The 23067-nt window shown below is 72.4% G+C and carries 11 protein-coding genes; 6 read left to right on the forward strand and 5 right to left on the reverse strand.

Translation table 11 applies throughout. The features are described from left to right. Positions 1-63 precede the first annotated feature (63 nt). Positions 64-3129, forward strand: coding sequence for a lamin tail domain-containing protein (locus J3P41_RS05040; protein WP_210649109.1), 3066 nt, complete (start codon positions 64-66; stop codon positions 3127-3129). 37 nt (positions 3130-3166) lie between these two features. Here the strand turns inward: J3P41_RS05040 and J3P41_RS05045 are convergent, their stop codons facing one another. Beyond that, positions 3167-4132 carry a hypothetical protein gene (locus J3P41_RS05045; protein WP_210649110.1) on the reverse strand — a complete coding sequence of 322 codons (966 nt, stop codon included), beginning with the start codon at positions 4130-4132 and terminating at the stop codon, positions 3167-3169. A gap of 277 nt (positions 4133-4409) precedes the next feature. Next, positions 4410-9905 carry a PKD domain-containing protein gene (locus J3P41_RS05050; protein WP_210649111.1) on the reverse strand — a complete coding sequence of 1832 codons (5496 nt, stop codon included), beginning with the start codon at positions 9903-9905 and terminating at the stop codon, positions 4410-4412. A 332-nt stretch (positions 9906-10237) separates the two neighbouring features. Between J3P41_RS05050 and J3P41_RS05055 the strand changes: the two genes are divergently transcribed. The 4 genes from J3P41_RS05055 to J3P41_RS05070 all read left to right on the forward strand — a co-directional run bounded on the left by J3P41_RS05055 (position 10238) and on the right by J3P41_RS05070 (position 17872). Beyond that, positions 10238-11257: a sulfite exporter TauE/SafE family protein gene (locus tag J3P41_RS05055; protein WP_210649112.1), complete on the forward strand. Its 1020-nt coding sequence runs from the start codon at positions 10238-10240 to the stop codon at positions 11255-11257. Positions 11258-11368: 111 nt separating this feature from the next. After that, positions 11369-16216 carry a PKD domain-containing protein gene (locus J3P41_RS05060; RefSeq protein WP_210649113.1) on the forward strand — a complete coding sequence of 1616 codons (4848 nt, stop codon included), beginning with the start codon at positions 11369-11371 and terminating at the stop codon, positions 16214-16216. Positions 16217-16338: 122 nt separating this feature from the next. Then, entirely contained in the window at positions 16339-17067 is a 729-nt protein-coding gene (locus J3P41_RS05065; protein ID WP_210649114.1) for a DUF4956 domain-containing protein, read from the forward strand. 4 nt (positions 17068-17071) lie between these two features. Next, the gene (locus tag J3P41_RS05070; RefSeq protein ID WP_210649115.1) at positions 17072-17872 is read left to right on the forward strand and encodes a VTC domain-containing protein; all 801 of its coding nucleotides are present in this window, start codon (positions 17072-17074) and stop codon (positions 17870-17872) included. Here the strand turns inward: J3P41_RS05070 and J3P41_RS05075 are convergent. The 3 genes from J3P41_RS05075 to J3P41_RS05085 form a co-directional block, all read right to left on the reverse strand. Then, the gene (locus J3P41_RS05075) at positions 17856-18503 is read right to left on the reverse strand and encodes an acetyltransferase (protein WP_210649116.1); all 648 of its coding nucleotides are present in this window, start codon (positions 18501-18503) and stop codon (positions 17856-17858) included. The two genes, J3P41_RS05070 and J3P41_RS05075, sit on opposite strands and share 17 nt — an antisense overlap. A gap of 329 nt (positions 18504-18832) precedes the next feature. Beyond that, positions 18833-19414, reverse strand: coding sequence for an aminoacyl-tRNA hydrolase (gene pth, locus J3P41_RS05080; RefSeq protein ID WP_210649117.1), 582 nt, complete (start codon positions 19412-19414; stop codon positions 18833-18835). A 205-nt stretch (positions 19415-19619) separates the two neighbouring features. Beyond that, positions 19620-20267 (reverse strand): 50S ribosomal protein L25/general stress protein Ctc, encoded by a 648-nt coding sequence (locus tag J3P41_RS05085; RefSeq protein ID WP_210649118.1) that lies wholly within the window; start codon positions 20265-20267, stop codon positions 19620-19622. Between the two features lie 276 nt (positions 20268-20543). On the opposite strand from J3P41_RS05085, the gene pepN reads away from it, so the two are divergent. Then, on the forward strand, positions 20544-22955 hold the full coding sequence (gene pepN / locus J3P41_RS05090) for an aminopeptidase N (protein WP_246861754.1): 2412 nt from the start codon (positions 20544-20546) through the stop codon (positions 22953-22955). Positions 22956-23067: the final 112 nt, after the last annotated feature.

A 23067-nucleotide genomic window follows, 5' to 3' on the forward strand; every position in this document is an offset into this window, starting at 1 on the left:
TCCGCCGGCAACGGCCGGTGCGACCAGCGACGCGAGCGACACCGACAGACGGGCCTGAACGACATGACCGGACCACGCACCAAGCTCGTGACGCTGCTGGCTGCGACCGCCACCGCGGCGGGCGCGCTGAGCACCACCACCGTCTCCCCGGCGAGCGCGGCCGCCACGGACGTGGTGATCAACGAGATGATGTACCACGCCGTGTCCGACCTCGACGGCGACGACTACCTCGAGCTGACGAACATCGGCACCACCCCCGTCGACCTGTCCGGGTGGACCTTCAGCGGCATCACGCTCACCCTCCCCGCCGGCACCACGATCGCCCCCGGTGGCTTCCTGGTCGTCGCCAAGGACGCCGCGCAGTTCCAGGCCAGCTACGGGTTCGCCCCCGCCGCCGTCTACGGCGGCAACCTGTCCAACTCCGGAGAGACCGTCTCGCTCAAGGACGCCGCGGGCACGACCATCGACACCGTCGCCTACGGCGAGGCCGACCCCTGGCCCGTGAAGGCCGACGGCACCGGTCCCTCCCTCGAGCTCGTCGACGCCCGCCTCGACAACAACGACTTCCTCAACTGGGCCGCCGCGACCAATGCCGCCGGCCGGACCCCCGGAGCGGCGAACTCGGTGCGTCGCAGCGGGCTGGGCCCGCGGATCACCGCCGTCACGCCGAGCACCACGACCCCCGCCGCCGGCGAGGCCGTCACCATCAGCGCCACGATCACCGGCCACGCCAGCGCGGTCGTGCGATACCGCACCGACTTCGCCGCCGAGCAGACCGTGCCGATGACCGCGACCGGCGGCGACACGTGGACCGCGACCATCCCCGGCGCCGCGGCCGGCCACCTCATCCGCTACCGGGTGCAGGCCACCAACGCGACCGCCACGACGACCTCCCCCCGCAGCGACGACACCGTCACCTATCGGGGCGTCGTGGTGCCGAGCGGCATCAGCAGCCCGATCCCGCAGTGGGAGTGGTTCATCGCCCCCTCGGACTACACCAACCTGGTCAACAACCCGACCGTCGACATCGTCGTCCAGGGGGCGATCGCCTACGAGGGCCGCGTCTACGACAACGTCTCGATGGAGATCAAGGGGCACGCCTCGCAGCGCGACCCCAAGGTCAGCTGGAAGTTCAAGACCCCTGCGGGCTACGACTTCGACATGCCCGGGCTCCTCGTGGAGCCGGTCGACGAGCTCGACATGCAGGCCGACTGGAGCGACCGCTCCCACGGCCGGGCGATCCTGTCCTGGGACGCCTACGCCCGGGCCGGCTTCGAGGACCACACGATGTTCCCGGTCCGCACCCAGCGCAACGGCGCCTTCCAAGGCCTGTACACGCTGCAGGAGACCTACGACGGGACCTGGCGCGAGCGCGAGGGGTACGACGACGACCAGTTCTACGAGGCTGAGACGAGCGCCTTCTCCACCCGGCCGATCTCCGTGCAGTTCTCCAAGAAGTCGCCCGACGAGACCGACTTCGCGCCCATCGCGGCCTTCGTCAGCGGCGTCCGGCTGACCGGGACCGCCCAGCGCAACCACCTGCTCGCCAACGCCGACCTGCCCCAGATGCTCAACTACGCGGCGGTGACCGCCATCGTCGAGCACCACGACTCCGCGTCGAAGAACTTCTACCTCGCGCAGGAGCCGACCACGGGCCGGTGGCGCATCCTGCCGTGGGACCTCGACCACACGCTCGGCAACGGGTGCTGCAACGTCGACAGCGCCTTCGTGACCCCGGCCGAGCCCGGCGACAACACCAGCGCCCTCATGCGCGCCATCCTGGCCGAGCCGACGTGGCGCACCATGTACTTCCGGCGCCTGCGCACGCTCGTCGACGACCTGCTGGCGCCCGGGCGGATGGAGGCGCTGTACGACGCCCGGCTGGGGGCGGCGCAGCCGGTCGCGCCCCTGGACTACGCCGCGTGGCCCTACCCCGGCAACCCGGTGAGCTGGGCGACCTTCCGCAAGCGGCTCTTCGACGACATCGCCGCACGGCGTACGGCGTTCGCGAACGACTCCCGCGTCCCGGGCGCCCAGCAGGCGACCCCGGACGTCATCGTCAGCGAGATCCAGCACTCCCCCGCCGGCGGCGACCCGGCGGAGTTCGTCGAGCTCTACAACCCCGGGACCCAGGCCGTCGACCTCTCCGGCTGGTCGATCGGCGGCGCGACCGCCCTCACGGTGCAGCCCGGCACGGTGATCCTGCCGAGGACCGCGATGACCTTCGTCGGCAACGACCCCGCGTTCCGCGCCGCCCACGGCGCCGGGGTCTTCGTCGGCGACCGCTTCTCCGGCGCGCTCCCCGCAGCAGGGACCCTCACCCTCACCCGGGCCGACGGGACGACGGCGGACACCGTGACCTATGGCGGCGCGGGCTGGCCGGTGCCCACCAGCGGTCAGTCGCTCGAGCTGCAGGACCCCGCCGCGGACAACGACCTGGGCTCGAGCTGGGCACTCTCCAGCGGCGCCGGCACGCCCGGCACCCCCCGCGGCGCGGGCCCCGTGGTGACCGCCCCGTCCGCGCCGACGGTCGGCACCGCCACGGCCGGCAACACCAGCGCCACCCTGACCTGGACCGCGCCCAGCAGCGACGGCGGCGCACCGCTCACCGGCTACCTGGTCCGCGTGGTCGGGCCCACCGGCGCCCAGGTCGGGGCACTGCGACCCGCCCCCGCGTCGGCCACCGGCCTCACCGTCACCGGCCTGACCAACGGCACGAGCTACCGCCTCCAGGTCGCGGCCACCAACGACGCCGGCACCGGCGCGTACTCCGCCCTGTCCAACTCCGTCACGCCCACCAACACTGCCACCGCGCCCGGCGCGCCGATCATCGGCACCCCGTCGCCGGGGCCCCTCGGCGGCGACCTGACCGCGATCGCGCGCTGGTCGGCACCCACCAGCACGGGAGGCTCCGCGATCACCGGCTACCGGGTCACCGCCCTGCGGATGAGCTCCTCGGCGGCCGATGCCACCGTGCTGTCGCGCACGACCTCGCGCATCCTCGGTCCGTCGGTGCGGCAGCGCGAGTTCACGCTCCCCGCCGGCAACTACCGCTTCGAGGTCGTCGCGATCAACGCGGTCGGCACCGGCCCGGCCTCGGCACGCTCCGCCAACGTGGTGCCTCGCTGACGCCCCGGCACGCCGACGGCGCCGCCGACGATCCGACTCAGCGGCGCCGGCGGCGACGGGCGCGGCGCGCGCGGGCCTTCGCCAGGGTGCCGCGGAAGGCCTCGAGCCGGTCGCCACTGAGCTCGACGCCCTTGCCGCCGGTGGTGTTCCACAGACAGCCGAACCACACGTTGGGCGTCGACAGCAGGGCGTTGCCGACATCGGTGATGGACTGCGCCGAGTAGCCGTTGTACTCGCCGACACCCAGCGGGAGCTGGAACCCGCGTTGCGCCAGGAAGGCCGCCGCCGCCGGGATCCGTGACGCGGGCTTCACCGCGCCGGGGCTCTCCATCGTCCCGGACTCGTAGGTGTCGAAGCCGAACCAGTCCCACGTCCGCAGCAGCTCGTCGGGGGCGTACTGGGCGAACACCTCGGCCTGGCGGTCGAGCAGCCAACCGTTGAGCAGCGGCCCCACCTCGAGCCGGTCGCGCTTGAAGAAGGGCAGGATCCGCATGCTGGCGGCGACGTACTGCGCGGGGGTCATGTCGCCGTGCGGCTCGTGCCAGAACACCACCGCCGTGGGCCTGTCGAAGGCGGCCAGCCGCGCCGCCGCCGCGGCGGCGGCGGCGTCGTACTGACCGGCGACCACGGCGTCGACGTCGCCGCCCGCCTTGTAGGAGATGACGGGGAGCTGGCCCGCCGCGTGCGCCTCCCGCACGAGCGAGAGCTGGCTGGTCGGACCGTCGGCGAGATCGGCGAAGATGCGGCGGGCGCCCACACCCGGTCCCACGGCGCGGTGGCGTGCGTGCCACACCTCGGCGGGCGCGCTCATGCCGATCAGCGGGACGCCCAGGGCGCTGACGCCCTTGATCCCGGTGCGGCGGCCGCGCTGCCGGCGGCGGCCGTGGTCGTGGAGAGCGGTGTCGCCGGCGGAGGCGCCGGCGGGCTGGGTCGATGCGACCGCGACGCCGGCGCCGGCGGCACCGACCAAGCCGAGGACATGGCGGCGGGAGACGTGCTGCATGGGGACCTTCCGAGTGTCGGCGCACGCCCCGACGGGGGTGCTCGCGAGCACCGCGGGGCCGCGCCGCTGGGACGGGGCACGACATCCCGGGACGGATGCCGGCTTGACGCGTCCACCGACACGAGCCCCCGTTGCCGGTGAACGATCCACGCCAAGCGCTCGGGAGTCTAGGGGCGAACGACCCCGCGAGTCCAAGCCCCGACGCGTGGGAGGCACGTGGGAGGGCCGCGGACCCCTCGGGTCCGCGGCCCGCCTCGCGAGACCCTCCGAGGCCGCCTCAGGTGACCGTGACGGTGCGGTTCACCGTCGTGCTGCGGCCCCAGTTGTCGGTCACCGTCAGCGCGATCGTGTACGTCCCGGCCGCGACGTAGGCGTGCGTCGCGTTGGCCGTCGTGCTGGTCGCCGTGCCGTCGCCCCAGTCGTAGGAGTAGCTCCGGATGCCGCCGTCCGCGTCGCTCGTGCCCGAGCTGTTGGTGGTGCAGGTGCGGGCGCTGCAGCTGGTCGTGAAGGTGACGCTCGGGGCGTTGTTCCCCGCCGGCTCGGCCTGGGTGGTGACGGTACGGGTGACCGGCGCGCTGGAGCGTCCCCACTTGTCGATCACCCGCAGCGTCACCGTGTAGGTGCCGGCCTGGGGAAACACGTGCGACTGGCTCGCCGACGTGCCCAGCGTGTCGGCGGTGCCGTCGCCCCACGACCACTGGTAGTTGCGGATGCCGTCGCCGCTCGCGGTGTCCGGGTCGCTGCTCCCCGTGGCGCTCATGGCGCACGTGGTGAAGGTCGTGCAGGTCCCCGAGGCGATCACCGCGGTGGGCGCGTTGTTGCTCGACGGCTCCTCGATCGTCACCGTGCGGGTGGCCGTGGCGCTCTTGCCCCAGACGTCGGAGACGACGAGGGTCACCGTGTAGGTGCCCGGTCCGGCGTAGGTGCGCGAGGGGTTCGCCGCGGTGCTCGTGGCGGTGTCACCGAAGCTCCACGCATACCTGATGGTGTCGCCCTGGGCGTCCGTCGTGCCGGCGCTGTTGAACGTGCAGGTCGTGAAGGACACGCAGCTCGCCGTGAACTGCGGCACCGGGGCGGTGTTGCCGTTCGGCTCGACGAGGTTGATGTTGCGGGTCGTCGAGGCGGCCTTGCCCCACCCGTCCGTCGTGGTCAGCGTGATCGTGTACGCGCCTGGAGCGGCGTAGGCGTGCGCCGCCGGGGACGCCCCCGTGCTGACCGGCGTGCCGTCGCCCCAGTTCCACGAGTACGAGATCGTGTCACCGGTGTTGGGATCCGCCGTGCCCTGGCTGCTCACCGAGCAGGTGGTGCCCAGGCAGCTCTGCGTGAACGTCGGCACCGGCGCGCTGTTGCCCGCGGGCTCGGTGATCGTCACGTTCTGCGCCGCCGAGGTGACCGAGGACTGCCACTCGTCGCGCACGGTCAGGGTGACCGGGAACGTGCCGGGCCCGCTGAACGTCCGGGTCGGCAGCGGTCCGCTGGCGTTGGTCGTCGTGCCCGTCGAGGCGCCGAAGCTCCAGGTGTAGGTCAGCGACGCCGCGTTCTCGTCGGTCGACCCGCGTCCGTCGAAGGTGCAGACGTTCTGGTTGCAGCTGTAGGTGAAGCTCGGCACCGGCGGGTTGTTCGGCGGCTGCGAGACGACGACCCCGGTGCTGGTGCGCGGCGGGTTCATCACCTGGTCGTGGACGTCGACGGACTGCACGACCACGCTGTAGGTGCCGGCCGGGATCACCGGCGTGGTGTAGGAGTAGTTCGAGCCGACGCTGCCGGGGCTGTTGAGGAAGGCCGTGCGGAAGCTCGGCGCGGTGCTGGTGAAGGTGCCCGTCGAGCTCATGTACTGGCCGGCCGAGTTCACAATCGCCACCTGGACCGCGGCGATGCCGGCGTACTGGTCCGGGGCGTCCTCCGCGCGGCCGGTCACCACGATCTTGCCGCCCTCGAAGGTGGCCCCGCTCTGCGGCTGCCCGAGCGTGTCCGACAGCGTGGGCAGGCCGTCGCCGGGGTAGACCCGGTAGCTGCCCGTCGCCGGGGTGCCGTCCTGCTGGCCGCGCGCGGCGTCGAACGCGGTCGCGGTGAAGCGCCAGTTGCCGCCGCTGGGCAGGGTGATGGGAGGCAGCGACCAGGTGGTGCTGGTGCCGCCCGGGGTCCCCAGGGTCGCGGTGCGGGTGGCCAGGGTCGACGACATGGTGCCGTTGGCCTGCAGGTAGCGCCCGGTGTCGCGGTCCTGCAGCGAGACCCGCACGCTCTCCACCCCGAGGTCGTCGCTGGCCGAGCCGAGCAGGTTGACCGTGAGCGACTGGTCGGTGGGGGGTGAGAAGGACATGATCGTGTCCGGCGGCAGGTCGCCGGGATACTGCGCGTTGAGGGTGAGCGAGCCCCTGTTCGTCGAGGAGGTCGTCAGGTCCTCGTCGTCGGTGGCCCGGACGGTGAACGTGTAGGTGCCGGGCGTCAGGTCGAACGGCGTGGTCCAGCTCCAGCCGTAGGTGGACCCGCTGATGTCGACCGGCGAGATCCGGCAGTTGCCGGCGTTGACGTTGCCCCAGGTGCAATCGCTGCCGAGGTTCTGGCCGGTCGAGGTGTTGCGCAGCGAGATCTCGACGTTCTTCAGGCCCGCGTCGTCGGCCGCCGTGCCGGAGAAGGTGACCCGGCTCCCCGGCTCGACGTTGACCGCCGGGACGGCGAAGGGCGGCGTCATCTCGGCGGGCGCGCGGATCGCGACCGTGGGGGCCACCGCTGTGGAGTCCACGGTCCAGTCCCGGGTCGCACTGCGGAGGTCGGCCTGGCCGGTGGTGTCGACCGCGGTCGCGCTGCCGCGCCAGAGGCCCTCGTGCGGCAGTGTCACCTCGTAGGACCACGTGGCGTTGGTGGCACCGATGACGTCCGGCTCGCCGCGGAAGGTGTGGAAGATGCTGTCGACCGTGCCGTCGGCCTGCAGGTAGCGCTGCTGCTCGTCACGGAACCAGTAGGTGAGCGAGTTGACACCCTTGTCGTCGACAGCGGTGCCCGTCATCGTGAAGGTGGTCGAGGTCTGGACGCCGCTCGGGCCGTTGATGCTGGTGGTGGGTGTCTGGTCCTCGAGGCTGAAGGACTCGAACTTCTTCGTGGCGGGCGTGGAGTCACCCGTCCCGCCGGTGGCCGCGGTGAACGCCGTGGCGGTGACGATCATGTTGCGGTTGACCGTGACGGTGGCCGGGACCGACCAGGTGCGCGTGGTGCCCGTGCCCGACAGCGTGGCGTTCAGCGTGTTGTTCGTGCTGCCGAACGTCGTGAAGGCGGTGCCGTTGTCCTGCAGGTACTGGCCGCTGTCCCGGTCGCGGATCGACACCTGCACCCGCCCGACGGTGCCGGTCGCCACGCGGGCGGTGCCGGTGACGTCGAAGGGCGCGTTGTTGGCCACGACCCGGCCCTCGATGGGCGTGGTGATCGTGGTGTCGGGCGCCGGCGCGGGGAACGTCTCGGTGGTGAGGTCGAAGAACCCGACCCGGCCGGTGCGCACGCCGCCCTTGAACATGCCGTCGCCGCCGACGAACAACCCGCGTGCGGTCGCCTCCATGGCCTTGTCGCCCTCGAAGGAGTTCGAGCCGCCGGTGGGGTTCCACTCGAGCGCCTTGCCGGTCGCCGTGGAGACCGCGGCGATGTGGTCGCGGCGGACCACCTGGTCGCCGAGGCCGTAGCCGGACAGGCCCTGCCCGGTGCCGTAGCCGACGTTGTCGAGGCCGGGCCACGGGTCGTCGGAGCTCGGGGACTCGATGAACTGGAAGTGCCCGCCGAGGTAGACCGCCTGCTCGGTGATCGCCACCGAGTAGATGCTGTCGAAGTGGCGGGAGATCCACGTGTACTGGGCGTCGTCGTCCTGCAGGGACTCCGCGTCCAGGTCGTAGCGGATCGCGGTGTCGCTGATGGGCGGGGCGTCGCCGCCGGACCCGCTGGAGACCACGAAGTAGGAGTCGTCGGGCGCGATGTCGGCGCAGCAGATGCGGGTCACCCCGCCGACGCGCGACAGGTTCTCGTCCCACAGCCGGCTGCGCCATGGCAGGAGCTGCTTGGTGGCGGTGTCGATGAGGGCCATGCCGAGCCGGTCCTGGCCGTCGATCTGCCGGCCGGTGTGGACGACCAGCAGCTTGCTGTTGTCGTGGGTCAGCTTGAGCTGGGGGACGCCGAGCTGGCCGTTGACCCCGATGCCGCCGGAGATGGAGTTGTCGAAGCCCAGGTCGACCGCGCCGGACGCGGCGTTGACGGCGGCCACGCCGGTGCGCAGCTGGCCGTTGATCCGCGAGTAGCGACCGCCGACGTACAGCGTGGAGTTGCTCGCGGCCAGCGACTGCACCTGGTTGTTGGTGTTGTTGGTGAAGCCGAAGGTGGACAGCGGCGCACCCGTCGTGAGGTTGAGGCTGGCGACCTTCTGCTTCGTCACGCCGCCGACGGTGTTGAACGAGCCGCCCACAAAGAGCTTGGTCCCGTCCGGCGTCGCCTCGACGGCCGCGACGCCGCCGTTGAACGTCGGGCGGAACTGGGCGTCGACGAGCCCGGTCGAGATGTTGTAGCTGGCCAGCCCGGACTGCTGGTAGGTCGTGGTGTTGCCGCTCGCGGTGTTCTGGATCGAGGTGAAGTTGCCGGCGATGAACACCCGGTTGAGCTGCGGCACCACCTCGATGTCCCAGATCTCGCCGTTGCTGATGCGCGGGGTGTTGCTGCGCGGCGTCTGTGGCACCAGCCGGTTGTGACCGGGCACCGGCTGCGCACCGGCCCCACCGCCACCGCCGACGGTGACGCTCGCGGTCCGCGTCGTCGAGTGCGTGAGTCCCTGGTTGTCGGTGACCGTCAAGGTGATCGTCTTGGTGCCGCTGGTCGCGTAGGTGTGGGTCGTGGTCACGCCGGTGCCGGTGGTGTCGTCGCCGAAGTCCCAGGCGTACGAGGCGATCGTGCCGGGAGCGGTGTCGGTCGAGCCCGACGCGTCCACCGTGCAGGTCGCGGTGGGACAGGCGACGGTGAACGAGGCGACCGGGGCGACGTTGGGGTTCGTGTCGGGATCGGCCTGCAGCACGACGGTCCACATGGTCGCCTTCGAGCTGGAGACGGCGCTGGTCGCCGTACGGCTCGGGCTGGCGCCGACCCCGACGGGCGCGCCCTCGTCGGCGGCGACGGCGGAGATGCGCCCGGCCCCGACGCCGGAGACGGTGCTGCGCCGGGTCTGGCCGGCCGGGAGGGTCCAGCCGTTGGTCTCCTCGCCGTACTTGTCGGCCCAGTAGGACACGACGTACGAGCCGGCGGTGCCCACTGCGGCGCCCGGGGTCGCGTGCGCGGCCTTGGCCGGCGACACCTCCGCCGCGGAGGCGAACGCAGCGACGGGGTCGGCGGCGGTCCCGTCGTAGGCCAGCAGCGTCATCGAGGTCTTGGCCGTCTCCGAGAGCGTCACCGCCGCGTTGCGGCCCGCGTCTGCGGCCTCGGCGACGCGGCTGTAGAGGGTGGTCTCGGTGTCCACGTTCGAGAGCCGGGTCCCCTCCAGCGTCCACCCGGCCGGGGCGGTGAGCGTGACGTCCTTGTTGGTCGTGACGAACAGCAGCATGCCGTCCGTGGCCCGCACGGCGGCTGGGATGGTCACCCGTGCGGTGGTCTGGTTCCACGACGCCTCGGTGGCGGCCCGGAACGTGATCACGTCCGCCGCGGAGGCGGGCGGCGCGAGCGCGACCACGCCCAGGAGTGCTCCGACGAGCGCTGCCACCGACGCCATGGCGGCACCGCGCAGCGTGCGCCCACCCGACTGCGTTCCGTTCATGCTGCACTCCCTCGCAGAGCAGTTCTCGGTCCGATCGGCTCGCGGCACGGCGTGCCGACCGGGGACCTGTGTCGTCGGCAACGTAAGTAGCCTCCGGAGCCGTCCACCGGGCTCCGGGGGCTTATCACCGAAATCGAGGAACCGCTCCGCCGCGCCGGGGACCCGTACCGCTCGGCCCCCGGACTCTGGCTTCCGCGCCTCCCCAACTTGTGGGGGATCCGCACGGGAGACCCCGTGGCCGGCGGACGCACGCCCAGAGTGGCGCCGCGGAGGGGCGGGAGGCGCCGCGAGGACCGGTGGCGCTGCAAGGCGCCCGACATGAGAGGTGGGACATGGGTGACGTCGTGACGACGACCTTCGTGTCGATCCTGGTGGCGGGCTTCCTCGTCGGGGCAGTCGTGGGACTGACCGGGATGGGAGGCGGTGCGCTGATGACCCCGGCGCTGATCTTCCTGGGAGTCGGCGATGCGCCCACGGTGGTCACCGCCGACCTGACCGCCGCGGCGATCTACAAGTCCGGCGGCGCCCTGGTGCACAAGCGCGAGGGATCGCCCGACCTGCGTCTCGCCGGTTGGCTCGTCGCGGGCTCCGTCCCCACGGCGCTCGCCGGCCCCTACCTGATCAGCTGGCTGTCCCCGCCGGGTGGCCTGGACCGGGTGCTGAAGCTCAGCATCGGTTTCGCCCTGCTGTTCGCTGCGCTGACCTACGCGGTGCGGCTCTACGTCAACCTCGTCCGGATGCGCCGGGGCGTCACCGCGGCGGCGGCCCCGCAGGTGCGGCCGGTGCCGACGTTGCTCGTCGGCGCGCTCGGCGGACTCCTGGTCGGCATCACCAGCGTCGGCTCGGGCTCGGTCATCATGATCGCCCTGCTGATGCTCTACCCCGGCCTGCCCGCCGTACGGCTCGTCGGCACCGACCTGGTGCAGGCGGTGCCGCTCGTGCTGGCCGCGGCGGTCTCCAACATCGCCCTCCACGGGCTGGACATGGGCGTGACGGTGCCCCTCGTGCTGGGCTCCGTGCTCGGCACGGTGCTCGGGAGCCTGCTCGCGCCGCGGGTGCGGCAGTCGTTCGTCCGACGTGGGATCGTCGTGGTGCTGACCATGTCGGGCGTGGCCCTGCTCGACAAGGCGGGGTGGTCCGTGCTCGGTGCCGGCGAGCACGAGGTACACCCGGGCCTCGTCGTGGGCGTCGGCATCGCCATGGTGGCGATGGTGCCGCTCACCTGGGGGGTCCTGCGCCGGACGACCGGTCTGCCGATGTTCGGCTCGCTGACGGTCGAGCAGGTCGAGGACCCGGGATACCGCCCCGGCGGCTGGCGCGTCCAGCGCGCCTACCTACCCAAACGTGGCTAGAGCGGTGCACGGACCGGTCCGTCGACGCGGCACCGGGCTCGAATGACCCAGGGGTCGGCGACCCTGACCCGCCACCGGCTCTCGGACCCACCAGTCACCCAGGAGGCTCCCGTGCGGCTGCGACGGATCGTCACGCTCGTCTCGTGCCTGGCGGCGTCGCTGCCGGCCGGCGCCCTCACTGCGGCAGCCGCGGGAGCCGCCCCGACAGTCGCCACTCCGACACTCGCCACCCCGGCGGTCGCCGCGGCGACCCTGTCGACACCTGCCGCCGACCGGATGCCCGGCGACGTGCCGAGCAAGCGGACGCCCTGGGTGCTCGACGGCGAGGTCACCGAGATCGTCCAGGTCGGCGACACGATGGTCGCCGGCGGACTGTTCACCCAGGTCACCGACCCGATGAACGGGACCCTGCACACGCGGCAGAACCTCGTCGCGTTCGACGCCGCGACGGGACTGGTGAACCAGGCGTTCGCCCCGACGGTCGACGGCCGGGTGCAGGAGCTGCTTCCCGGACCCACGCCCGACACCGTCTACGTCGCCGGCGACTTCACCAAGATCAACGGCAGGGGTCCCAACCACGTCCAGCTGCTCGACCTCGACACCGGCCAGGCGGTGACGTCCTTCCGCGCGCCCTCCACCAACGGCGGGATCCAGACGATGGAGCTGCTGCCGGACGACCGCCTGTTCATCGGAGGCTTCTTCACCCGCGTCGGCGGGGTGCCACACGGCCAGCTGGCCACGCTGGACGCGACGACCGGGACGCTCGACCCCTTCCTCGACCTCACCGTCGCGGGGAACCACAACACCGGGACGGGCGCCAAGGCGCCGGTGGGCATCCGCGAGGCGGGAGTCACACCGGCCGGCGACCGGATGGTCGTGGTGGGCAACTTCCGCACGGTGGGCGGGCTGGCGCGCGACCAGATCGTGATGCTCGACCTGAGCGGGGCCACCGCGGCGGTCGCCCCGGACTGGTACACGACCGGCTACACGCCGATCTGCTCCCCCCAGGCCTTCGACAGCTACATGCGCGACGTGGAGATGTCACCCGACGGCACCTTCTTCGTGGTGGCCACGACCGGCGGTCCGCACGGCGGCACGCTGTGCGACACCGCGGCCCGGTTCGAGACGTACGCCGTCGGCACGACGCTGAGCCCCACCTGGACCAACGCTTCGGGCGGCGACACGCTCTGGGGCGTCGAGGTGACCTCCACGGCCGTCTACGTCGGTGGCCACAACCGCTGGATGAACAACCCCAGCGGCTCCGACCGTGCCGCCCAGGGCGCCGTCCCCCGGCCGGGGCTCTCCGCGCTCGACCCGGAGACGGGCATCCCGCTGAGGTGGAACCCCGGCCGCAACCCGCGCGGGGAGGCCGCCTACGAGGTGTACGAGACCGACGCCGGGGTGTGGGTGGTCAGCGACACCGACTGGGTCGGCAACCGCCGCTACCAGCGCCCGAGGCTGGCCTTCTTCCCCTACTCGGAGGGCTACCAGACCGCATCGACGAGCCGGGGCTCCCTGCCGGGCAACGTCTACATCGGCGCCCCGCTCGCCGCGACCAACGTCCTGCACCGGGTCAACGCGGGCGGCGCCGCCATCGCGTCCACGGACGGTGGACCTGACTGGGCGGCTGACAGCGGAGCGACCAGCAGCGTGCGCAACACCGGCAGCACCACGGCGAGCTTCAGCGCGCTGAGCGCGGCCAGCCTGGTCGACGTGCCTTCGTCGACACCCCTCGGCATCTGGACCTCCGAGCGCAACGACCCGGCCGGGGGCAACGAGATGCAGTGGGCCTTCCCGGTGCCCGCCGGCACGAGCGCGCGGGTGCGGCTCTACTTCGCGAGCCGGTCCACGACCACGCGTCGCTTCAACGTGTCGATCGACGGCGTCAGCCGGCTCTCGTCCTACGACCCGAACGTCGACCCGGGCGTGAACCGCGGCACGATGAAGTCCTTCGACGTCACCAGCGACGGCGTCGTCAACATCGACTTCACCCACACCGTCTTCGGCAACCCGCAGGTCAACGCCATCGAGATCCTGAACCTGTCGGCCGCGCCCAACGCCACCGTCGCGCGGGTGGTCTCCTTCACCGGCTCCACCGTGAGCTCGGCCTCGGACGTGAGCACGGGCTCGTTCGACTGGACGACCGTGCGCCACGCGGTGATGGCCGGCCGCACGCTGTTCTACGGGCAGAGCGACGGGATGCTCTACCGACGCTCGTTCGACGGCACCACGTTCGGCCCGCCGACGGCGGTCAACCCGTACCAGGACCCGCTGTGGAGCACCGTTGAGACAGGCAGCGGCACGGTGGGGCAGACCTACGCGGGCGTCCTGCCCACCTGGTACGCGCAGCTCGCCTCGGTCACCGGCATGTTCTACGCCCACGGTCGCATCTACTACACGCGCAGCGGCCAGAACTCCCTCTACTGGCGCTGGTTCTCGCCCGACAGCGGCATCGTCGGGGGTGTCGAGGGCACCGTCGCCGGCGGCACCATCAGCTGGAGCGCCACACGGGGGATGTTCCTCGACGGCACCGACCTCTACGTCGTGAGCTCGACGAACGGCCAGCTGCTGCGCATCGGCTTCGAGAACGGTGCCCCGACCGGCTCCCCCACGGTCGCGGACACCACCCTCGACTGGCGCGGCAGGGCGGTCTTCCTCGCCTCGGTCCTGCCCAACACGGCCCCGAGCGCGGCGTTCACCTCGAGCTGCAGCGGCATCTCGTGCAGCTTCGACGCCACCGGCTCGAGCGACGCGGACGGCACCGTGGTCTCCTACGAGTGGTCGTTCAGCGACGGCGACGAGGCCGGTGGGCCGACCCCGCAGAAGGACTTCGCGGAGACCGGCACCTACGACGTGACGCTCACCGTGACCGACGACGGCGGCCTGACGAGCACCACCACCCAGCAGGTGTCGGTGGTCAAGCCCAACGTCGCCCCCACGGCGTCGTTCGACATCAGCTGCACCTACCTCACGTGCGAGGTCGACGCGAGCGCCTCGGCCGACAGCGACGGCACCCTCGTCGACCACGCCTGGGACTTCGGCGACGGCAACACCGGCGACGGCGCCACGACGACGCACGCCTACGAGCGCCCGGGCACCTATCAGATCTCGCTGGCGGTGACCGACGACGACGGGGCGAGCGACGAGGCGTCGGTGGCGCAGGTCGTGGTGGCCGCGCCGGTGGCCAGCACCGTGTCGTACGTCGGGGGCGCGGCGAACCAGGGCAACGTGGCCACCCCCAACGTGACGCTCCCGAGCACCGTGTCGGCCGGGGACCGGTTGGTCATGGCGCTGACCCTCAACACGGCCCGCGCCATGGGCGAGCCGACCGGCGTCACCGGGTGGACGGTGCTGGGCACCACCACCTCCGGGAGCATGCAGACCCGTGTCTACAGCAAGGTCGCCGAGGCGGCCGACGCGGACCGGCGGGTGACGGTCACCCTCGACGGCGCCGCGAAGTACACCATGACCGTCGCCGCGTACTCCGGCGCGCGGGCCGGCGCACTGGTGCACGCCGACTGGGCCGAGACCGTGACGCGGGCCGGCCACCCGACGCCCGTCGTCGACGCGCCCCCCGGGTCGTGGGTCGTGTCCTACTGGGCGGACAAGTCCGCCCTCACCACCGGCTTCACACTGCCGGACGCGGTCACCGGCCGTTCCGCCGCGTGCAGCACCGGCTCGGGGCACGTGTGCAGCGTCCTGGCCGACTCGGCCGCCGCGGTCCCCGCCGGCGCCTACGGCGGGCTCGTCGCCACCGCCGACACCGCCACGGCGACCGCGACCACCTGGTCGGTCGTGCTGCGCACCGTCGAGCCCAACCAGGCGCCGACGGCCGCCTTCACCTCCACGTGCTCGAGCGCCGCCTGCGCGTTCGACGCCACGCCCTCGAGCGACCCGGACGGGTCGCTGGTCTCCTACGCCTGGGACTTCGGGGACGGCAGCACCGCCACCGGGGCCACGCCCCACCACGACTTCGTCACCTCCGGCACGCGTGACGTCACGCTGACGGTGACCGACGACGAGGGCACGTCCGGGTCGGTGGTGGTGCCGGTCCAGGTGCGGCGCACCAACGCGCCGCCCGCCGCGTCGTTCACCACGACGTGCCGCTACCTCGCGTGCACCTTCGACGCGGGCGCCTCCTCCGACGCCGACGGCAGCGTGACGTCGTACGACTGGGACTTCGGCGACGGCTCGAGCGACCGCACGGGCACGGCCACCACGAGCCACACCTTCGCCACCGAGGGCTCGTACGCCGTGACGCTCACGGTCACCGACAACGACGAGGACACCGCCAGCACCACGCGAGACGTGGCTGCGGTCGCGGTGCGGCCGATCTCCTACGTGGGCAGCAGCGCCAACCAGGGCAACGTCTCCACCCCGAACACCGTCGTGCCCCCCGGCACCTCCGCGGGGGACCGCCTGGTCCTGGTGCTGTCGCTCAACGACGCCACCCGCGTCCCCGGCGCACCCGGTGGCGGTGTGACCGGATGGACCCTCGCCGACAGTGTCGTGTCGGGCACGATGAGCACCTTCGTCTACACGCGGGTCGCGGCGTCCGGGGACGGCGGCAGGACGGTGCGCTTCGCGATGGACGCGGCGGCCAAGTACACCCTGAGCCTCGCGACCTACCGCGGGGACGTGCTCGCCCCGCAGCTGGCCGGCGCCGCCGAGACGGCGGCGCGCGCGGCTCACACCACCCCGGTCGTCGACGCGTCCGCGGGCGACTGGGCGCTGTCCTACTGGGCCGACAAGTCCTCCGCGACCACCGGGTTCTCGCTGCCCGACGGACTCGTCCCCCGCGAGGCGACGTGTGCCGCCAACGCCGGCCGGGTCTGCAGCGTCCTCGCCGACTCCGGCGGGCCGGTGCCCGCGGGCGCGTACGGCCAGCTGACCGCGACCGCCGACAGCGTGGCCGGCAACGCCACGATGTGGACGATCCTGCTGCCCCTGGACGACTGACCAGCACGCTCCGTCGCGAGTGAACGGAATGCGCCTGGAAGGTGAACGGAAGATAGACAGATTTGGTGACGGCAGTCGCTGCACGGCCACCTACGGTGCTGAGTGAGGCCCAAGGGGGAACCGTGACCGAACACCTGCTGCCCATCGCCTGCGACGTCGTGGCGATCACCGCGATCGCCGCGCTCTACTTCCGCCGCCACCAGCGCCGCGACCTGCTGCTCGCCTACGTCGCGCTCAACATCGGGATCCTGAGCGTCACGGCGATGCTGACCTCGTCGACGGCGGTCGGCGTCGGCCTCGGCCTCGGCCTGTTCGGCATCCTGTCGATCATCCGGCTGCGCTCCGACATGATCACCCAGGAGGAGATCGCCTACTACTTCGTCGCGCTGGCGCTGGGTCTCCTCGCCGGCGTCGGCGGGGGACCGCCGGCCCTGGTGCCGGTCCTCACCGCCCTCCTCGTCGCGGTGATGTACGTCGCCGACCACCCCCGGCTGCTGCCGCGCGCGCGGCGCCAGCTCCTCACGCTCGACACCGCCATCGCGGACGAGGCCGTGCTGCGCGACCACATCCGGCACCTCGGCATCGACGTGCGGCACCTGATCGTCCAGGAGCTCGACCTGGTGCGCGACCTCACCGTCGTCGACGTCCGATACCGCGCTCGGTCCAGCCTCGTGCCGCTGGTCGCGCCAGACCTCCCCGCCACCACGTCAGGCACCGCGCCGGCCACCGCGACGGCCACCGCGAGCGGGCCCACGCTGCCGGCAGCCACGCCGCTGTCCGACGCACTGGTGTCCCTCACCGGTCGCGACGGCGACACCCCCCGCACGAGCCTGACCACCGACCTGCGGTGACGGCGTGTCCGCCGAGCCGCTCCTAACCGCCCTCACGGCGGGTCTGCGGCGCGCGTCGCTCGACGAGGTCCTCGCCGCGGCCGACCTGCAGGCTCGGGTGGACCGCAAGTACGTCGTCCGGCTCGAGTGCCTGAGCGCGCTGCTCGACCGCGTCGGCGACCAGCTCCACGTCCTGCAGATCGGCGAGCACCGGGCGTTCCGCTACGAGTCGGTGTACTTCGACACTCCGGGGCTGCTGAGCTACCACCAGCACGCCCACGGGCGCCGGCGCCGCACCAAGGTCAGGACCCGCGCCTACCTCGACTCCGGCGAGTGCCTCCTGGAGTTCAAGCGGGTCGGGTCCCGCGGCGAGACCGTCAAGGAGCGCTACCCGTACCCGCTGGGATCCCGCTTCGACCTCGACGCCGACGCGCGCGCCCTGGCCGCCGCGCGGCTGGGGGCGACCACCGACGTGCCGGCTCTCGAGCCGACCCTCACCACGCTCTACCGGCGCACGACACTGGTCGACACGGTCCGCGGCACCCGGGTCACCTGCGACGTCGACCTCCGGTTCGAGCGACCGTCGGGGCAGTCGTACGGGCCGGCGACCGGCCTCGTCGTGCTGGAGTCGAAGAGCCGGGGCGGGGATGCGCCGACGGACCGTGTGCTCCGGTCGCTGGGCGCCCGTCCGGTCTCGCTGAGCAAGTACTGCGTGGGGATGGCGGTGCTCGACCACGGACTGCCCGCCAACCGGTGGAACCGGGAGCTGCGGGCGTACTTCGCCTGGGCGCCCCAGCGCCCCGGGGCGGTCAGCCGAAGCTGGTGACGCGGGTCCGGAGGCGGCGTGCCGGGACGCCGGCCCACGTCTCGCCGGCGGGGACGTCCTCCAGCACGACTGACCCCATCCCGACGGTGGCGTCCCTGCCGATGCGCACGCCCTCGCGGACCGAGGCGTTCATGCCGATCTCCGCCCCGGAGCCGACGTGCACGCCCGCGCCGAGGGCCACGCCGGCACCGAGCGTGGCGAACGACTCCACGACGCACCCGACGGTCAGGCTGACGTGGGACATGAGCACGACGTGGTCCCCCACCTCGACGTCGGCGGTGAGGACGACACCGTCCAGGGCGACGCAGCCGGTGCCGAGCCAGCAGCTGCCCGGCAGCACGACCCGCGGGTGGACGAGGGAGGCGTAGCGTCCGGCGTCGAGGCCCAGCATCTCCAGCCGCGCGGCGGTGCGCCGGCGTACCCGGCCCTTGCCGAGGGTCAGCACCACGTCGTGGTCGAGCTCGATCGCCGTCTCGACCGCGCCCAGCACCGGCGCGAGGCCGTGCAGGGTGCCCCAGCGGGCCGCGTCGTCGTCGACGACCTGCACCGGACCGGGGTGGCGCACCATCACCGCCACCGCCGTGGCCTCGCGGGCCAGGCCGGTGGCACCGACGAGCAGCAGGCCCGTCATGCGCCGGACCGCCCCTGGGCGCCGCGTCGGGCAGCGAGGGCCATCGGTGCGCCAGGGACCCGGGGGTGAGTTCCGGCGTTCAGCGAGCCTCGTGCAGGACGCCCATGGTTGCGGGGACCAGGAGCGGCCACCGCCCGACGCGGCGGTCTGGGGCCGGACTGCGGCGCGGCGGGCTGTGCGGGACCGGCATCGCTGCCGCCGACGTACATCGCCATCTGCCACCGTCCGGGTTCGGGACGCCGCCCCCCTGGCGGCACGTGCACATCCTCAGGACGCGCCGCTCGGCGCCACGGCGCGCGCCGGCTCTTTGACCGATTTTGGGGAGCCGGTCAGGAGTTGAAGCGCTGCTGGGTCTTCTCCAGCCCATCGGAGATCAGCGACTCGACCGCGTCGGCGGCGTCGGAGACCTGGAACGGCAGCTCCTTGCGCTCGGCGGTGCTGTAGTTCGACAGCACGAAGTCCGCGACGTCCTGGCGGCCCGGTGGCCGGCCGATGCCGGCACGGACCCGGTAGAAGTCCCCGGTGCCCAGCGAGGAGCGCAGCGACTTCAGGCCGTTGTGCCCGTTGTCCCCGCCGCCGAGCTTGATGCGCAGCGTCCCGAACGCGATGTCGAGCTCGTCGTGGATCGCGATCACGTGGTCGGCCGGCACCTTGTAGAAGGTGGCCAGCGCCTTGACGGGTCCGCCCGACTCGTTCATGTAGCCCCGGCCGCGGGCCAGCACGACCCGGGGGCCGCCCATCGCGAGCCGGCCCTCGACCACGTCGGCGCGCCCCGACTTGTGCGAGCGCCACCTGCCGCCCATGCGGGAGGCGAGCTCGTCGGTGACGAGGTAGCCGATGTTGTGGCGGTGCCCGGCGTAGGCCGGACCGGGGTTGCCGAGGCCGACGACCAGCCACACGTCATCGCTCACGGCCCCATCCTTCCCGATCCGTTCGGCTGCCGGTCCACCCGGCTGCCTGTCCACCCGGCTGCCTGTCCACCCGGCTGCCTGTCCAACGGGCTGCCTGCCCATCAAGGTATGTAGACGAATGGGCACTCCCCCAGGTCAGTTCACCCGGGGAAGTGCCCATCCAGCGACATCCCGTGGTGAAGCAGCACCGCGGGACGTCCCAAGCTCACTCGGAGTCGGCGTCCCCGGCGGGAGCGGACTCGGGTGCGTCGTGCTCGATGCCGGCGTCGGCCTCGGCCTCCTCCAGGTCGGCCTCGAGGGCCTCCGCGGAGATCTGGGCGGTCACGTTGACGATGAGCAGGTCCTCGTCGGCGAGCAGCGTGGTACCGGTCGGGAGGTCGAGGTCGCGGGCGAGGATCTGGGTGCCGGCCTCGGCGCCCTCGATGGAGACGTCGAAGGACTCGGGGATGTGCGTGGCCTCGGCCTCGACGGAGACGACCGCGTTCTCGGTGACGACGAGCGTCTCGGAGGCAGCGTCGCCGACGACGTTGATCGGGACGTCGACGACGACCTTCTCGCCCCGCACGACGGCGACGAAGTCGACGTGCTCGATGAGGCGGCGGATCGGGTCGATCTGGACGTCCTTGGCCAGCGCGAGCTGCTCGGAGCCGTCGACGTCGAGCGCGAGGAGTGCGTTGGCGCCGGCGTGCTTGAGCGCCATCATTGTCTGGTGGCCCGGCAGGATCACGTGCACCGGCTCGTTGCCGTGGCCGTAGATGACGGCGGGGATCTTGTTCTCGCGGCGGATCCGGCGGGCGGCACCCTTGCCGAACTCGGTGCGCGCCTCGGCGATGATCTTCTCGGGGGCAGACATGGTTTCTCCTGTGATCGGGCGGTGATCAGGGCGTGATCGGGGTCGGTGGGCCAGCGGTCCGGAGACGACGAACGCCGCGCTCCGGATCGTGAGCGCGGCGCAGCGGGGCGGGCCGGCCCAGTCGATCACGGAGCTCCGGTGGTCCGGGCTCCCTCGCCGAGGCAACCCGTGAACTCTAGACCTCGACCCGGAGCCGGGTCGAATCCTCGTCCGGCACCGGTCGAGACGGAGGTGCAACTCGTCGGAGCCGGTCACTAGGGTGAGCCGGTGCCCCTGATGCTCCCCGAGGCGCGCGAGCGCGCCGCCCTGCTGACCGACGTCCGCACCGAGGTCCACCTCGACCTCACCTCGACCGAGGACTTCACCGTCGACGCGACGATCTCCTTCGGCTGCACCCGGCCCGGCGCCTCGACGTTCCTCGAGCTCAACGGCGGCACCGACGTCACCCTCGACGGGGCTCCTGCGCCGTACGCCGACGGGCGCATCGCGCTGACCGACCTCGCCGCGACCAACACGGTCCGCGTCACCGCCCGGATGCCCTACGTCACCGACGGCGACGGCATGACGGTCACCGTCGACCCCGCCGACGGCGAGCGCTACGTCTGCGCGCACACCTCGATGGACATCAGCCAGAAGGTGGTCCCCTGCTTCGACCAGCCCGACCTCAAGTCGACGTTCTCGGTCCGCGTCACCGCGCCGTCGCACTGGACGGTGCTCGCCAACGGGCCGCTCGAGGAGCGCGCGGCCGGCGACGGCTCCGACACGTGGACGTTCGGCACGACGCCGCCCTTCTCGTCGTACCTCTTCACGCTCGTCGGCGGCCCCTGGGTGTCGGTCACCTGGGACGAGCCGTACGCCCCGGCGCCGGGCGGCACGCTGCCGTTCGGCTGGCACGCGCGGGCCTCGCAGGAGCGCGAGCTGCGGCGTGACGCCGAGGAGCTGCGGCGCATCACCAGCGCCTGCTTCCAGCACTACACGACCGTCTTCGAGCCGGAGTACCCCTACGCCGACTACCAGCAGGTCTTCGCGCCCGGGCTCAACTGGGGCGCCATGGAGTTCCCCGGCTGCGTGGTCTTCCGCGACCAGGCGCTCACCCAGGGCACCCCGACCGAGCTCGAGCGCGAGTGGCTGGCCTCGACGATCGCCCACGAGATGGCGCACATGTGGTTCGGCGACCTCGTCACGATGCGGTGGTGGGAGGACTCGTGGCTCAACGAGTCGTTCGCCGACTTCATGGGCTTCGACGTGGCCGGCAGGGCCGCGGGCTACACCGACGCGTGGACGTCGGCGGCGATCACCCGCAAGCCGACCGGCTACCGCGCGGACCGGCGCCGCTCCACCCATCCGATCGCCGAGGACACCGACAAGATCGTCGACGTCGACACGGCGTTCGCGAACTTCGACATGATCACCTACGCCAAGGGCAACGCGGCGCTCGCCCAGCTCGGCCACTGGCTGGGCGAGGACGACTTCCTGGCCGGGGTCAACCGGCACCTGACCGCACACGCGTTCGGCAATGCCGACCTCGCCGACTTCCTCGACTCGCTCGACTCGGCCACCGACAAGGACGTACGCGCGTGGGCGCAGGCGTGGCTGCGCACCACCGGGTTCGACACCCTCGTGGTGACGCGTGAGGGCGACGTCCCGGTCCTGACCCGCGAGGGGTCGCGGCCGCACCGGCTCACCGTGTCGGCGTACGACGACGCGATGCGGCTGCTGGAATCCCGCGACGTGCACCTCGGCGCGGAGCCTGTGCGGCTCGAGGAGTTCGCCGGACGCGTGGTCGTGCCCAACTCCGGCGACGAGACGTTCGCGGTCGTGCGTCCCGACGAGCAGTCGTGGGCCGCGATCACCGCCGGCCTGTCGAGCGTCGAGTCGCAGCTGACCCGGGCGATGCTGTGGTGGACCGCGGTGGACCTCTGCGAGTCGCGGGTGATCGGGGTCGGCGACCTGGTCGCGCTGGCCGACCGGCACCTGCGCCCCGAGACGCACCCGCTCGTCTTCGAGGGCGTGATGCGGTCGCTGCAGCTGGTGCTGCGCCGCTACGCCGAGCCGGCGGAGGTCGCGGCGCACCTCGCTGTCGTTGCCGACATCGCCCGCGGGGCGGTCGAGGGCGGCGACCCGGCGCTGGCACCCGGCGCCTCGCGCACGCTCGCGCGGCTCAGCGCCGACCGCGACTTCCTCCGCGCCTGGCTGGGGCAGGACGAGGTCGACCCCGGTGTGCGGTGGGCCGCCGTCCACCGCCTCGCCGAGCTCGGCGACCCCTCGCACATCGACACCGAGTCCGAGCGCGACCGGTCGGTCTCCGGTCACCACGCCGCGCTCACCGCCCGCGCCGCCGTACCCACGGCCGAGGCAAAGGCCGCCGCGTGGAAGAGCCTGATGAGCGGCGACCTGGGCAGCCACGAGTTCCACGCCGTCGGCGCAGGTTTCTGGGGCTGGGAGCAGGCCGACCTGGTCCGCCCCTACCTCGCCCGCTACGTCACCGACGGCCTCGACCTCGCCCGCCGGTCCGGCCAGGCCATGGGCGACGTCATCGGCGACGCCTTCCCGCGCCTGCCGCTCACGACGGACGTACGCCGCGAGCTGCGGGAGACCGTCGCCGCGGCGCTCGCCGGCGGGGACGTGCCGACCGTGCTGGCGCGGTCGTGGAACGACTCCCTCGACGACCTCGACCGCACGCTCTGAGGGCCGCGCCCCGGCTCTCCGGGGCTCGGCCCCACGGCCAGCGCTGAACGGGCTGTCGAGGGGACGCAGCGATCCCCGGCTAGCCGGGGAAACTGGAGGTTCCAGTGCGAAG

It is taken from the genome of Nocardioides sp. SYSU D00065 (genome assembly GCF_017916425.1).
Classification (GTDB): domain Bacteria; phylum Actinomycetota; class Actinomycetes; order Propionibacteriales; family Nocardioidaceae; genus Nocardioides.